The following is a 14,129-nucleotide window of genomic DNA, read 5'->3' as shown; positions in this document are numbered from 1 at the left end:
TGTTTACTGCTTTTTATTACGGTCATCAAATTTCTTGACAAATTTCCTCCTGAAGAAGAACATAAATACTGCCATACCTGCAATTAAAAAACTTAAAGCGGCGGTATCATTTCCATCGTTTATCTTTGTAAAACCATCATAAATAAAGTAAATGGCAAATATGATGTAAACGTATTGTGTATATTTTATGTAACCCATAATCTCTTTTTTTTATTCGTCTGATTCGATCTCGCCGCTCACACGCTGCGAATTAATCACTTTAAAATCCTTACTAAAATCTATCCCTTGCCCATTTGAGGTTCCTTTTGCATCTGTAAGCTTAAATTTCCTTTCGGTATAAAACCATTCGTTATTCTGATCGAAGTACAGCTGTTCTGTTTCCAGCATTTGCCCTTCTTCAGAAGTGATTCTAACTTTTCCCTGCAAGTCAATTATGCCGGTTGGCTTATAAGACACTGCATAATTTGATCTGATAAAGGTACGCTTTTGATTTTTATCGTATAAAGTAACATCAATTCCTTTTGGGAATTCGGTAAATGGAAAATCCAAATTAGAATAATCCAGCATTTTAGGACTTTTCAAAACCCCGGTTATACGCCCGGAATCTGTATATTTAATATCAACGGTATCTGCATCACTTCCGGGAACAAACTCTGAGAAGTTAATTTTCTGAACTTCTTTAAAATTACTTTCGCACCCAAAAAACAGTGTCACAGTAAAAACTGTGACAGCCGCTATTGTATATCTTTTTGATAAATTCATTTGCCAAATGTAGTAAATTGTAATGAGCTTAAAAAAACATAAAAGTTTATGTTTAATTGAATTTACTTTTCACGAACCATTTATCATTAAATGAGAAGCTCATACTAAAATTGAAATAGTTTTCCTGAACTAAACCTGCTGACGTCGTTCCTCTTTTTCCGAACTCAAGTCCAATATTAACATTTGAAAAAGATCCGTTATTAAGTGGAATCCCCATACCCAATGTCATTCCTAGGTCATTGATCTCTTGATTATTTACGACCAAACCAATTTTCTCGTATTTTAATCCGGCTCTATACGTCATTCGGCTAAAATAGCTTGTGAACGATCCATAATTAGGAATATAGTAACCGCCTATCGCATACTTTTGATATTTTTCGTAACGTACATTATCTCTTGTATTGTAAAAATTTGCAAGCTGTCCCTCGCCCTGAAAAGAAATGGTAGTACCTACCAACCATTTTCTGGCTTCTCCGATACCAGCACCAAAGGTTATTTTATTTGGCAACTTTAGTTTATTTGTTTGTTCAGGAGTATTAATTGGATCCGAATCACCATCTACCTGAATAACTCTCGTGCTGTTTGAATTTAAGTTACTGGCAAACGTATAATTCAAACTGGTAAACAAACTTAGTTTTTTATCAATTTTTGTTTGATACATTGTACCAATATTAAAATTAACACCTGATAACTCAGAAGTATTTGTTTCTCTGGTTGCGTTTTCAACATTTGTTCTAAGCGCTAAACTACTAGTTGTAATTTTTCCGAAATTATATTGTGCATCAACTCCAATATTCCAGTTCTTTTTAATCTTATATCCTAAACCAAAAAACACTTTATTAACTCCGCCTTTTCCCTGAAGCTGAGTACTTGTAGCCCCTTCTGTATCTGTAAGGTCATTTTGAATTTTATATCCAACAGAACTTAACGGAACCAAACCAAACGCTGCACCAAATTTTCCCATTGGAATTCCTAATGCCAAATAATCAAAAGTAGCTCTTTGCGCTTTTTCCGATTTTTCGCCTGTTTTCAGATTAGTTGTACCAAAAGATCCCCCAACTGTAAAAGTTGTAAACTTTAAACTCGCATAACTTGCAGGATTTTCAATATTCAGGTGAATACTATCCTGCTCCACCGCAACTCCTGACATCGATCTGTTTTCAAGGGTCCCTTTAAATCTTGTATCTCCAATTCCGAAGAAAGAATAAGGCGATGCGGTACCCTGCTGAGCGAATGAAACGAACGAGATAAGCAAACAAGCGCTTACTATAATTTTTTTAATCATTGTCGATTTTATATTGAAATGTTTGGTTCAAACTCTCCAAAAGGAAATTTGAATTGGCAAATATGGTATTTTTTAATCGTTTAGCCAAAAAATCTGCATCACCTCCCGTTAAAATTATTATAAAATTTGAAAAGTTTGCCCGATATTCATCGATAAAACCATCAATCTCATAGACGAATCCATTGACCACTCCGGAATGAATTGCCTGTTTGGTGGAATCTCCAATATAGGAATCCGGAGACTCTAAAGTGAGTAACGGCAGTCTGGCTGTAAAATTGTGCAAAGATTCGTAACGCAACCTTAGTCCCGGAGATATAGCTCCACCTAAATAATTATCATTTTCGTCGATGAAATCGTAGGTTATACAAGTTCCGGCATCAATTACCAGTCTGTTTTGTTTGGGAAATTTCAAAGTTGCTCCGGCCGCCAAAACCATTCGGTCTATTCCTAATGTTTTTGGAGTTGCATATTTATTGGTGAAGGGAAAAATATCCTCATGGGTTAAAAAATGAACTTTTAGATCCTTTTCGAAAGTCAGGAAAGATTGTTTTTCGATATTTCCAACCGATGCAACTACCAAATCGGAGCATTTCTGAAATTTTTCTAAAATTTTTTTAATTTTTTTTTCGAGCTCATTTTTCTCAAAAGTAAAAATTTCAAGAACAGTACCACCCTCAAATACAGCAGCTTTAATTCGGGTATTTCCAACATCAACCGTTAAAATCATGTTTGTTTTTTTTGCTAGGCGAAGATACGAATTGATTTTTTTAAAAAAATGTTTTGGATAAACGAAAAATGATTCTATCTTTGCACCCGCAATGCGCACAGCACGGTACCTTAGCTCAGATGGTAGAGCAATGGACTGAAAATCCATGTGTCCCTGGTTCGATCCCTGGAGGTACCACCAAAACCCACTCAACCGAGTGGGTTTTTTGTTTTTACTATCTTTCCTTCGCAATCAAACATTCTAACACAAACTTTTTTCTTTCCGATTAGACTTTGCGTTCCTTGTATAATCCTTCATGCACATTCCGGTTAGAAACAGCACACGGATGATACAGATTCTATGTATTATTTTCCAGAGAATAATAACATCTCTCATGATCCGCTTCTGCCTTTTCGGGACTTAAACAATCATGTTCATCTCCCTTAGTGCTTTACACTATTCAATAGCTATGGCTCTCTCTGAGCAACTGTTCCCGAATACTTTCTTCAGGGGCATAAATTATAGCCTAAATATTTTACGATAACTATTCTGCCTAAAAAACAGCATATATCTTTTATTATCTTTTTGTTAAAAAATCATTAAATAAATAAAAAAATATCTTATATATTCGCGAAATAACACTTTATACTTTTATTCATCATCAAGTACACAAAGTAAGCTTATGAGCAATACCTCTACAAAGGGCATCTGGAAAGTAATTTCGGCATCGTCGATGGGAACCATGATTGAATGGTATGATTTTTATATTTTCGGAAGTTTAGCAGTCGTCATTTCAACCAAATTCTTTCCCAGTGATAATCCTACTGCTGCATTCTTATCGACTTTAGCCACTTTTGCTGCCGGATTTGTAGTGCGGCCTTTTGGGGCATTGTTTTTCGGAAGACTTGGTGATATCATTGGCCGCAAATATACTTTTATGGCTACCCTCTTATTAATGGGAGGCTCTACTTTTTTAATTGGCTGTATTCCGAGTTACGAAACAATTGGCTTTTTAGCTCCTTTATTGGTTTTAATTCTTCGTTTACTTCAGGGTCTCGCTCTTGGGGGCGAATATGGCGGAGCTGCTACTTATGTTGCAGAACACGCTCCTGCGGGACAAAAGGGTTATTGGACTTCGTGGATTCAAACTACCGCAACAGTTGGTTTGTTTATTTCTTTGATGGTCATATTAGCTACAAAAAATATTCTTTCGCCCGAAGATTTCGATTCCTGGGGATGGCGTGTTCCGTTTTGGGTTTCTATTGTGATGATTGGAATTTCGTATTTGATTCGTAAAAACATGGATGAATCTCCTGTATTTGCCAAAGCTAAAAAAGAAGGAACAACAAGTACCAATCCTTTAAAAGAAAGTTTCGGGAATCGCTATAACCTTAAATTTGTTTTACTCGCATTGTTCGGCGCTACTATGGGGCAAGGTGTGGTTTGGTACACGGGGCAATTTTATGCCATGAGTTTTATGAAAACAGTGATGAATATTAATTCGTCACAAGTAGATGAATTACTGGGAATCGCATTGTTGTTCGGAACACCATTCTTTATTTTTTTTGGATGGCTGAGTGATAAAATCGGACGAAAACATATTATGATGGGAGGAATGTTGCTTGCTATTTTGTTTTACAGACCTATTTACAAAAAGATGTACAACACAACCGATCTAAAGCACAAGACTGAAATAGCCGAGAAAACAACTACAAATACAGCTGTTTTTAAAGAAAATCAAACCATTACCACTATTTCAAAAACCTATACAGACGGAACTACGTATACAGAAAAGAAAACAAACTTTGCCGATCAAAAAGAATCTCAAAGCAGTGTTATTATAAATATCAATTCTAATGATGAATGGACTTTAATTTTCTTAGTTTTCATTCAGGTTTTATTTGTTACCATGGTTTACGGCCCAATTGCAGCGTTTTTAGTTGAACTGTTTCCAACTAAAATCAGATATACTTCGATGTCACTTCCCTATCATGTAGGGAACGGAATTTTTGGCGGACTACTCCCGGCAATTTCAACTTATTTTGTAACTCATGCTAAAGCTGCCGGAAAAGATGATTTTTATCTTGACGGACTTTGGTACCCAATTATTATAGCCTCAGTATGTTTTGTAATTGGAATGGTTTACATCGATAATAAAAATAAAACAAATCACCTTTAATATACTATTTATGAATTCAATTAAACAAGCTTTAGGTGTTCTGTGGATTATACTGGCAATTGCAGCGACTTATTTCTGCATTTTCGAATTTGGCTTACCTAAACTGCTTTCAGACAAACAAGACGATCTTGTATTCGGAATCATTATTCTTTTCATTCTTACTCCATTAATTGTTTTGGGGCTAGGTACTTTTGGCTATTTTGCTGTAGCAGGAGAATACAATACTAAAATAAAAAGATAATTAAAAACGAAAGGACTGTCTAAAAACAGACAGTCCTTTCTCACCACTAACAAAACCAAAAATCTTTTACCTGTAGGTTCTATTTTTCTATTTATTTCGATAAATTATTTTTTAACAAATTTCATTACCTGAGTATGTCCGTTCTCATCAACTGCTTTCACAAGATATAAGCCTGTTTTCAAATCGTTTACAGCAAACTGAGAATCCTTATTTTCTTTCGCATTAAAGCTTTTCACTAATTGCCCCGAAACTGCATATACCTGAACTTTTGACACTGGTACATTTAAAGTAAAATAGTCTGTAACCGGGTTGGGATACAGATGAACTGCACTTCCTTTTTCAAAATCCGTAATGGCTAAATTTGCTACTTTATTACCATAAATTCTATACTCTCCCGCAGGAAGATTTAAGGGAGCATTTACGTCAGTAACATTAATAGTAGTATTGTCCATCAAATTATACCAGGTACCTGTATATTGAAAACCTGTTGGAACATTTTGTGCAGTAACATCAAAATTTGCCACTATTAAAACATCCTTTAACTGAGTTGAAGACAAGGCCGGATTTGTAATTTTAATATTAACTGATAAAGAATTTGTATTTGCAATTACAGGAGTTCCTAAAAACACAGGCTCCTTTATTTTCAAGGTAATCATCTTTGCCCAGTCAGTGTAAATTTTACTACGCGCTGAATTACCCAGCCAATTATTGACCCATTGAGGCTGTGGCTTTGTATCTAGTTTACAATCGCCTGCAACGCCATCAAAATCATTGTTAACCGAATTATCATTACAGGTAAAAATAGAATTCTCCCATCCTAATTCTCCAAAATGCCAGATCATTTTTGGCCCCGGAACTAATAACGAAACGGCACCAATTGCCGACATTCTGGACAAGGCCGTATCTAACGTTTTTACATTATAGCCCGTTCCTGAATTTCCATATTGTATGTTTTTATACATCAAACGTTCTTCATCATGACTTTCAGCATATCCCATTAATCGGTTTGCGGTAAAACCATGACTTCCGCTAGACATTCTTGAAATATTACTCTCACTTGCGTACCCCATTGACAATTGGTTGTAGGGTCCTGTCATTTTCCCCCACATCATTACTCCTTTAGAAGGTGTCTCAGCAATTCTGTAATTCGCCCACTCTTTTTCCTCAGTATCAGATCCCAGGTGTTCGAAAATTGTATAATGCGTAGGATCCAAACTCCATGAATAATCAGCATATTTCTTTAGTACATCTACCCTGTCTTGTTGATAGGCATCTGTACAGGCTCCATCAGAAGCTGTACAATTTTGTGTAAAACCTTTGGTTAAATCCCAACGAAAACCGTCAATTTTATATTCTTCGATCCATTGCTTGACAACACGATCGACATAGTTCTGCGTTTTTAGTGACTGGTGATTGAAATCTTCCCCCACATTGTAGGCATGTTTAGCCACTGTATTAAAATAAGGGTTTTCGGCAGTTGGCGAACCAAAACCATCTCCATCCGGATCATTCATCCACATTCTCACCATAGGATTTCTTCCGAAAGCATGATTTAAAGCAACGTCCAGAATTACTGCAATTCCATTTTGATGGCATAAGTCGATGAATTCTTTTAACTTATCTGAAGTCCCGTAAAATTTATCCAAAGCCATATGAAAAGAGGTATTGTAACCCCAACTTTCATTGCCTTCAAACTCCATTACCGGCATTAATTCGATGGCATTTATTTTAAGGTTTTTGAAATAATCGATACGGTCTATTAAACTTTGATAGTTTCTGGCTGCATCAAAATCACGAACCAAAACTTCATAAACTACTAACTTTTCTTTTTCAGGTTTTATGAAGTTGGTCACCTGCCAATTGTATGGTGTTTGTCCGGTTTTTAGAACGGTAACTTCAAAATTCTGTCCTGCCGGATAAACAGGCATGTTGGCATAAGAAGCTGAAGGAATAGAAGGATCATCATAAGGTGATAACACCAAAGTGGAATACGGATCGGCCGTTTTTACCATCGAAGGTGAATTAGCCAATGGTGTTGTATCTACCACCCAATATTGATACGTATTATTTGCGCCTGAAACCAAACCTGTTAATTCCAGCCAAAATTTGCCCGAAACAGGGTCTTTTTTCATAGCATAAGCCGATGAAGGCTGCCAATTATTAAAACTTCCGGCAACGTATACAAAGTCTTTTAAAGGCGCATCCAAAACCAAAGTCGCTTTTGTGGCATCGGCCAGATTGTAGTTTATTCCGTCTGTCAAGTCCGCCGGCATTGTTTCTAAAACCGTATTTGGATTTACCACAACCGAAAACTTCTTTACAATAGTAGTTGCTCCCTGAGTCACACTCAGTTCATAAATTTGATTGCTTGTAATATTTGAGTGAGAATAAGAATAACTTGCCGTACTTGTATTGGTATTAATGGTCGCTCCATTTGACTTCAAGAGGTAGCTTGCCGCACCATTTGTATTGGTGGCTACTATATTAAAATTTGCTCCTGAAACAATAATTGTTGTACTATTTTCTGCAGGACTAGTGAGGCTTACCTGAAAGCTGCCTACTTCTACTAAAATATCCTGCGATTTTTTATCACCATTTCCGTTTTTGGCTTTTACCAAAAAACCAATTCTTCCAATCCCTGTGGTATTGTAATAAACTGTTGGCGTAATGGTTTTGGTATACGTGTCTGTACCCGAATTATAGGTAAACTTGCTCGCCTCGCTTGAGGCATCCCAGGAACCATTATCCGGACTTCCCTTCTGAGTAGTATCGTTGGTATCAAAAGCCCAGGCCCACATATACAAGGAATGATCGGTAATTCCCCAGCTATTCTCATCAACACTGGTACCGTTAATGGTGATGGTAATGGGTGTAGTCTCTTCAAAAGTTGACGGACTTACGGAGTAGCTTACCGTTTGCGTTTGGGCAAAAGTAGCCACAGACCACAAAAATGTGATCCATAGTAAAGTTTTTTTCATAATGTGGTTGATTGGTTGGTTAGTTAGTCTGACTAAAAAAAGGGCTATCTTCTAACAGATAGCCCTTTCAATTTCAGTAAAAAATTATTCCTGATTTGGAATCATTAAATAGCTTCCGTCTAAATCATTAAAATAAATAACATATTTAGATTTTGCTACTGGTATATTTTCACCGGAACCTCCTCCTGAGAATGGAGTAGTTCCTCCCCATGAAACGTCCCATTTATCATCTGCTCTGAATTTAAGCCCTCCATCTTTCAACGCCGTTACTCCCAGAGTCCAGATATGATCGTTGAACGTAGATTTTTTCATCGCTGTCGATGTATTCCAGCCTCCTGGTGTACTATCGCCAATGATACCAACTGTACCATATGTTTTAGCAGCAGACGCATCATACGGAGTTAGTTTGTACGTTAGTTTTTGCACATCGATTTTAAAGGTGTAATACCCTTGAGTTGCAATTACAAAACTAGCCGGATCAGCGTCAGATTCTTTTCCTCTGTACACTAAAACATCACCTGCACCACCATACATTGGAGCCCAGCTGCCTAAAGTACTAATGGCTTTAAAAGCACCCGCTTTAAAGAATCCTGTAAATGTATATTCGTTAGGATTTTTTGGATTTCTGAATAAAATTTGGTTTCCTTTATTATTGTCCCATCCTGAAACCGTTGCATCACCAACTAAATACCATTCTGTAAATTTGTAATCTACTTTTCCGGTATAAGGCGTTACACTAATTGTGATTAGTGTTTTAGAAACCTGTGGAACTCCGCCTGAAACGCTTGACGCTATTTTGACATCAAATAAAGAAGCCACTTCTGTTTGAGCTCCAAGATCAATCGCTGCCTGGTTCAAATCTTTTGCAAGCACTGCAACCTCGGCTATATTTGTGGTTCTTTCCAGCGTAACTGCTTTCGAAAAATCACCTCCTTTTTTATCAATCAACAACGTATAACTTACTACTACAGGAGCAGAATAGGTTGCTTTAGACCATGTAAATTTGGCCACTTCCTGTGAAGGTTTATCCACATCTAAAACAAATGCTTTTCCTGTTGCAGGTGCCGTAATTTCAGGTGTCGCAACAGCATCAACAATTTGTCTGTTCTCTACATCATCGGCATTACATGAAACAGCTAAAACACCAATAAATGCGATTAAAATTTTATATATATTTTTCATTTTAATGTTTTATAAAGTTAATACCCAGGATTTTGCTTCAATGTTGGATTGGCTTGGATATTTCTTGCAGGAATTGGCATTAAATCTCTGAAAGATGCAGTTGCTGCTCCCGCCATAATTCCACCTTTCCATTGCCAGATTTTAGATCCTCCACTAAACTTACCAAAACGAATTAAATCAGTTCTTCTGTGACATTCCCAAAACAATTCTCTTCCTCTTTCATCTAAGATAAAATCAAGTGTTAACTGTGGAAGTGTAATTGCCGGTGCACCCGCTCTGCCTCTAATTTGGTTTACGTATCCTAAAGCTGTATTAAGATTACCGCTGGTAGCTCCTCTAAGAGTAGCCTCAGCATACATTAAATAAGCATCTGTTAATCTGAACATTGGAAAATCAATATCCGGAATATCATTTCTTTGTGCTGCAGAACCATCCGCATTTTTATTGATGTATTTTGTTACTGCATAACCATCCGTAAAGGTCGATACATTATTAATGTCTAATGATTGTCCATTCGTATAGAATGTTCCTCTTTTATCCCCTGTTGCAGTTGCATCAGGAAAAAGAGCTACAAACTCTTTACGAGTTCTAATCCCTTGCCATCCACCATCCATTCCTCTGGATGCTGCATCCATGCTACCTCCAATAGAAGCGTGCATGATAAAACTCATTCCTCCACCAGTTGCTCTAATGGCATTACCATCACTAACAATTGGGAAAATAACTTCAGACTGAGCGCCATTTCTGTTATTATCTGCAGAGAATAAGTATCTGTACGGAACATTTGCGAAAGTATAACCTGAACTCGTAATAATTTCATTACACAATGTTGCAGCTTCATTGTTCTTGTCTACACCAATGTATACTTTAGCGTTCAAATAAACTTGCGCCAATAAAAATTTGGCAGCGGTTTTATCCACTCTTCCATATTCATTTGCTTTTGAAGCTACTAAGCTATTGTCTAAGTCCTTCAATTCAGATTCAACAAAAGCAAAAACTTCCGCTCTTGTTTTTTGCTCCGGATAAAAGAATCCAACAGGGTCTTTTTCTGTTGTAATTGGCACATTTCCGAACAAATCCATTAAGTTGTAATAAGAGAAAGCTCTTAAGAAACGAGCCTCAGCTCTAAAGTTAGCGATATCAGCTTTCAGCTTGGCATCAACATTTCTTGACGCTAATTTCTCTTCTGTTGTTTGTCTTAAAAACTCATTCGCAACACTAATGTGGTAAAACGCTCTGGAGAAAGTCCCTTCCAAAAACTCATTTGCAGGAGACCATGTTTGCGCATTCAAAGTTGGTAAAGTACCATCAGCCCAGGCAATAATCGCTTCATCTGTGGTAAATTCCTGTGTCACAAAAAGTAATCTTAAGTAACTGCTAAAGTCACCACCAAGTCCAGCGATATCAGGGTTTTTTCCAGGTATAGCCGCATCACCATCACCATCATTACCTCCAACATACAAACCTGCATATAATTTAGCTAAAACCTGTTTGTACGAGGCCGGATCTTTAAAAAAGGTTTCTGATAAAAATTCATCATCATCCTTTGGCGTCACGTTTAAGTCGTCCGTACACGAAGTAAGCGTCATACTTAATCCTAAAACGAATAGGAAAAAATAAGATATATATTTAAATGATATTTTCATTTTGTTTGTTTTTAAATTTTTGATTTTCAGTCTACTATTAGAAATTCGCATTTACACCAAACAAGAATGTTCTTGCTCTCGGATAAACGTTATTATCAATTCCGTTGAATTTCTCAGGATCTAAACCATTGTATTTTGTTAGAATGAAAACATTCTGAACTCCAGCTGTAAATCTTAAAGAAGCACCTTTAATGATCGTTTTATCAAAAGTATATCCAAGTGTAACGTTGTCTAATTTGATAAAAGAAGCATCTTTCACAAAATAGTCAGACAAGTAACGTGATGTACCATTGTCTTCAAAAGTGAAACCAGTATTGTAGTAGTCTGAACTTACGTTAGACAAATCTGTTTGTCTTCTTAATCCCGCATCAGAATACCCTAAATTAGAACTTACGTTATCAAAAATCTTATTACCTACACTTGCTCTCCAGTTCATTGTAAAGTCAAACTTTTTGTAGTTTAAGGTAGAAAACAATCCAAAAGTATAATCAGGTGCAGCTTTTCCAGCTCTGTAACGGTCAGCCGTATCAATTTTTCCGTCTCCGTTTCTGTCTACATAAGCCCCGGCAATTGGTCTTTTGTTTGCATCGTATAATTGCTCGTATACAAAAAATGAATTTGGTGCATAACCTACTGAGTTAATCAGGATTTTATTTCCGTTTCCTCCGGCGATATTATCTCCCGTTAAGTACCCCTGAAAACCAGGAACTGTAATTCCTAATTCCGAAATATTCTGATCGATATAAGTCGTGTTAAAAGCTACATTCCAAGTCAGATTATCACTTTTAATAATATCAGAAGCAATACTAAATTCAACCCCTTTTGTTCTTACACTTCCAATATTAAAGAAACCTTGATTTCTAATATTAGCACCATCAGGAACTGCGATATCCGCTAACAAATCAGATGATTTTTTATCAAAATAGTTGATAGATCCTGTAATTCTGTCATTGAAGAATCCGTAATCGATACCAATGTTAGATTCTGCCAATTCTTCCCATTTGATATTTTCGTTATATCCTTCTGGTCTTGCAGTTGGATAAATGGTATTACCAAAAATGTATTGTGAGTTAATTGTTCCTAAAGTTACCCTTTGTAAATAATCGTACTGAGCAGAGATATCCTGTTGTCCTGTCGTTCCGTAACCCACTCTTAATTTCAAACTTGAAACCGTTGAATTCCCTTTTAAGAAAGCTTCTTCAGCAACATTCCATGCAAAAGCACCTCCTGCAAAATTTCCCCATCTGTTGTCTTTAGAAAAACGAGAAGTTCCGTCTCTTCTGTAATTTAAAGTCAGTAAATATCTGCTGTCATACCCTAAATTCAAACGTCCGAAGAACGATTGTAAGTTCACATCCGGATCTGTAGCTACGTCCTCATTAGGATTTGGCTGTCTTGTTTCTCCAGATGAATATTTTTCTTTTTGAAATAATTGGTAGTTATAACCTGCCGTTGCATCAATTTTAATTTTTCCTAAATCTTTAGTATAATTAAAATAAGCATTTAAGTTTTTATTTTGAAGTGCATCCGTATATCTCGAATAGTTTCCAAGATTTACATAACCCGGATCGCTGAATGCTTTTGGCTGAAATCCTAAAATACTTTGTGTACTTACTTCAGTAAATCCGCTGCTGTCAAATCTGTCGATACCTGCTTCAGCAACAACTCTTAAATCTTCAAAAAAGTGAAGTTTATAATCTACTCTAACATTCCCCCATTTTCTGGTTGAAGTTGCTCTTCTGTTATCCTGATTTAATCTTGCTACAGGATTTCTTGCTGGTAATAACGGTAAATTTCCGTTTGGCTCCAACCATTCAAAATATCCTCCATAACGAGAACCTGTCTTATAAACCGGTTGCGTAGGATCAAATCCGATAGCGCTTCCGATAACTCCACCCTCATCCTGAAATTGATTTTTACCGAAAGCTAAATTTCCGCTAATATCGATTTTTAAATGATTGTCAAACAATACCGGATTTAACGATATCGATGTCGTAGTTCTTTCAAAAGAAGTGTTTCTTAAGATTCCAGGATTATCAATATTACCAACAGATAAACGTACTGGCAATTTATCAAATAAAGAACCGCTTACAGAAATATTATTGTTGGTTGTCAAGGCTGTATGAAAAATTTCATCCTGCCAGTTTGTATTTGCATTCCCTAGTAAAGCCTGTTGTGCAGGAGTACCTTTGGTTTTTACTAATTCTCTGTATTGATCAGCACTCATTACATCCACTGTATTGGCTACTGTATTGATACCAACCTGAGAACTGAAGTTCACTTTAACCCCACCTTTTGATCCTTTTTTAGTTGTAATTACGATTACACCATTTGCAGCTCTTGATCCGTAGATTGCAGCAGCAGATGCATCTTTAAGTACTGTAAAAGATTCAATATCATTAGGGTCAATGGTAGATAAAATACTGGTAGAACCGCTTGGTACTGCATTGCTTAACGGAAGTCCGTCTAAAACAATTAATGGCTCGTTTGAAGCATTTAAAGAAGATCCTCCACGAATTCTGATATCTGCTTTAGCTCCCGGAGCACCACCTCCCGTTACATTCACACCTGAGATACGACCGCTAATTAAACTCTCCGGAGTCACGTTAATTCCTTTGTTGAAGTCTTTTGCAGCGATTTGAGATACAGAACCTGTTGCATCCTTTTTCTTAACCGTACCGTAACCTACTTGCACGACAACTTCTTTAAGCTGATTGGTATCTTCTTCCAAAGAAACGTTTAGTGTTTTTTGACCATTATAAGCTACAGTTGACGTTTTATATCCAATAAATGAAACCAAAATTTTGTCCCCATTTTTTACATTAGATAACTGAAATTTACCGTCAAAATCTGTTGATGCTCCACCGGGAGCACCCTGTACATTTACATTTACTCCCGGGATTGGCTGTCCCGTTGCCAAATCGACAACTGTTCCGGTTAAAGTGCTTTGAGCTAACACAGTAAACGGCAACAAGAGGAATAAAAATAACAACTTTTTGTAAATTGTTTTCATACTTTTTGTTTAAATTTAGTTTGAGTTTTTGATTGTTAGTTAAGTTTTTAATTTTACTTCGAATTTCAAAATTAGGAATTAATTAACATGACCAACCGGTTGGCTTTTTTATTGGTTTACGAAAACGTGGTAGTGTT

At 36.5% G+C, this 14,129-nt stretch carries 10 protein-coding genes and 1 tRNA gene; 3 read left to right on the top strand and 8 right to left on the bottom strand.

Going from position 1 to position 14,129, the window contains the following annotated elements; translation table 11 throughout:
* Positions 1–3: 3 nt before the first annotated feature.
* The 4 genes from B0A80_RS06765 to B0A80_RS06750 are packed head-to-tail and all read right to left on the bottom strand — an operon-like array spanning position 4 to position 2,774.
* Entirely contained in the window at positions 4–198 is a 195-nt protein-coding gene (locus tag B0A80_RS06765; protein WP_017494781.1) for a hypothetical protein, read from the bottom strand.
* 12 nt (positions 199–210) lie between these two features.
* Complete coding sequence (gene lptC / locus B0A80_RS06760; RefSeq protein WP_017494780.1) at positions 211–762, bottom strand: LPS export ABC transporter periplasmic protein LptC; 552 nt, start codon at positions 760–762, stop codon at positions 211–213.
* Positions 763–814: 52 nt separating this feature from the next.
* Complete coding sequence (locus B0A80_RS06755; RefSeq protein ID WP_089076813.1) at positions 815–2,047, bottom strand: hypothetical protein; 1,233 nt, start codon at positions 2,045–2,047, stop codon at positions 815–817.
* Complete coding sequence (locus B0A80_RS06750; protein ID WP_026109799.1) at positions 2,040–2,774, bottom strand: type III pantothenate kinase; 735 nt, start codon at positions 2,772–2,774, stop codon at positions 2,040–2,042. The genes B0A80_RS06755 and B0A80_RS06750 overlap by 8 nt, the downstream gene beginning before the upstream one ends.
* Positions 2,775–2,878: 104 nt before the next feature.
* Between B0A80_RS06750 and B0A80_RS06745 the strand changes: the two genes are divergently transcribed.
* From B0A80_RS06745 to B0A80_RS06735, 3 genes are all read left to right on the top strand, one after another.
* Positions 2,879–2,954: transfer RNA gene (locus tag B0A80_RS06745), tRNA-Phe, on the top strand.
* Between the two features lie 481 nt (positions 2,955–3,435).
* Positions 3,436–4,932, top strand: coding sequence for an MFS transporter (locus B0A80_RS06740; protein WP_089076812.1), 1,497 nt, complete (start codon positions 3,436–3,438; stop codon positions 4,930–4,932).
* Between the two features lie 10 nt (positions 4,933–4,942).
* Positions 4,943–5,173 carry a DUF6814 family protein gene (locus tag B0A80_RS06735; RefSeq protein WP_070905972.1) on the top strand — a complete coding sequence of 77 codons (231 nt, stop codon included), beginning with the start codon at positions 4,943–4,945 and terminating at the stop codon, positions 5,171–5,173.
* Between the two features lie 104 nt (positions 5,174–5,277).
* Here the strand turns inward: B0A80_RS06735 and B0A80_RS06730 are convergent, their stop codons facing one another.
* The 4 genes from B0A80_RS06730 to B0A80_RS06715 form a co-directional block, all read right to left on the bottom strand.
* The gene (locus tag B0A80_RS06730) at positions 5,278–8,151 is read right to left on the bottom strand and encodes an alpha-amylase family glycosyl hydrolase (protein ID WP_089076811.1); all 2,874 of its coding nucleotides are present in this window, start codon (positions 8,149–8,151) and stop codon (positions 5,278–5,280) included.
* An 84-nt stretch (positions 8,152–8,235) separates the two neighbouring features.
* On the bottom strand, positions 8,236–9,333 hold the full coding sequence (locus B0A80_RS06725; RefSeq protein ID WP_089076810.1) for a SusE domain-containing protein: 1,098 nt from the start codon (positions 9,331–9,333) through the stop codon (positions 8,236–8,238).
* A 17-nt stretch (positions 9,334–9,350) separates the two neighbouring features.
* A complete protein-coding gene (locus tag B0A80_RS06720) occupies positions 9,351–10,979 on the bottom strand; it encodes a RagB/SusD family nutrient uptake outer membrane protein (protein WP_070906562.1) in 1,629 nt (542 codons plus the stop codon).
* Between the two features lie 37 nt (positions 10,980–11,016).
* Positions 11,017–13,992 carry a SusC/RagA family TonB-linked outer membrane protein gene (locus B0A80_RS06715; protein WP_017494773.1) on the bottom strand — a complete coding sequence of 992 codons (2,976 nt, stop codon included), beginning with the start codon at positions 13,990–13,992 and terminating at the stop codon, positions 11,017–11,019.
* Between the last annotated feature and the right edge of the window lie 137 nt (positions 13,993–14,129).

The sequence above is a fragment of the Flavobacterium tructae genome (genome assembly GCF_002217475.1).
Lineage (GTDB): Bacteria > Bacteroidota > Bacteroidia > Flavobacteriales > Flavobacteriaceae > Flavobacterium > Flavobacterium tructae.
The sequence above is the reverse complement of the archived record's forward strand: the minus strand, read 5'-3'. Positions and strand labels throughout refer to the sequence as shown.

Coding starts and splice junctions, on each gene's coding strand:
- B0A80_RS06725 (WP_089076810.1), bottom strand. CDS start 9,333: ATGAAAAATATATATAAAATTTTAATCGCATTTATTGGTGTTTTAGCT.
- B0A80_RS06735 (WP_070905972.1), top strand. CDS start 4,943: ATGAATTCAATTAAACAAGCTTTAGGTGTTCTGTGGATTATACTGGCA.
- B0A80_RS06765 (WP_017494781.1), bottom strand. CDS start 198: ATGGGTTACATAAAATATACACAATACGTTTACATCATATTTGCCATT.
- B0A80_RS06730 (WP_089076811.1), bottom strand. CDS start 8,151: ATGAAAAAAACTTTACTATGGATCACATTTTTGTGGTCTGTGGCTACT.
- B0A80_RS06720 (WP_070906562.1), bottom strand. CDS start 10,979: ATGAAAATATCATTTAAATATATATCTTATTTTTTCCTATTCGTTTTA.
- B0A80_RS06715 (WP_017494773.1), bottom strand. CDS start 13,992: ATGAAAACAATTTACAAAAAGTTGTTATTTTTATTCCTCTTGTTGCCG.
- B0A80_RS06750 (WP_026109799.1), bottom strand. CDS start 2,774: ATGATTTTAACGGTTGATGTTGGAAATACCCGAATTAAAGCTGCTGTA.
- B0A80_RS06740 (WP_089076812.1), top strand. CDS start 3,436: ATGAGCAATACCTCTACAAAGGGCATCTGGAAAGTAATTTCGGCATCG.
- lptC (WP_017494780.1), bottom strand. CDS start 762: ATGAATTTATCAAAAAGATATACAATAGCGGCTGTCACAGTTTTTACT.
- B0A80_RS06755 (WP_089076813.1), bottom strand. CDS start 2,047: ATGATTAAAAAAATTATAGTAAGCGCTTGTTTGCTTATCTCGTTCGTT.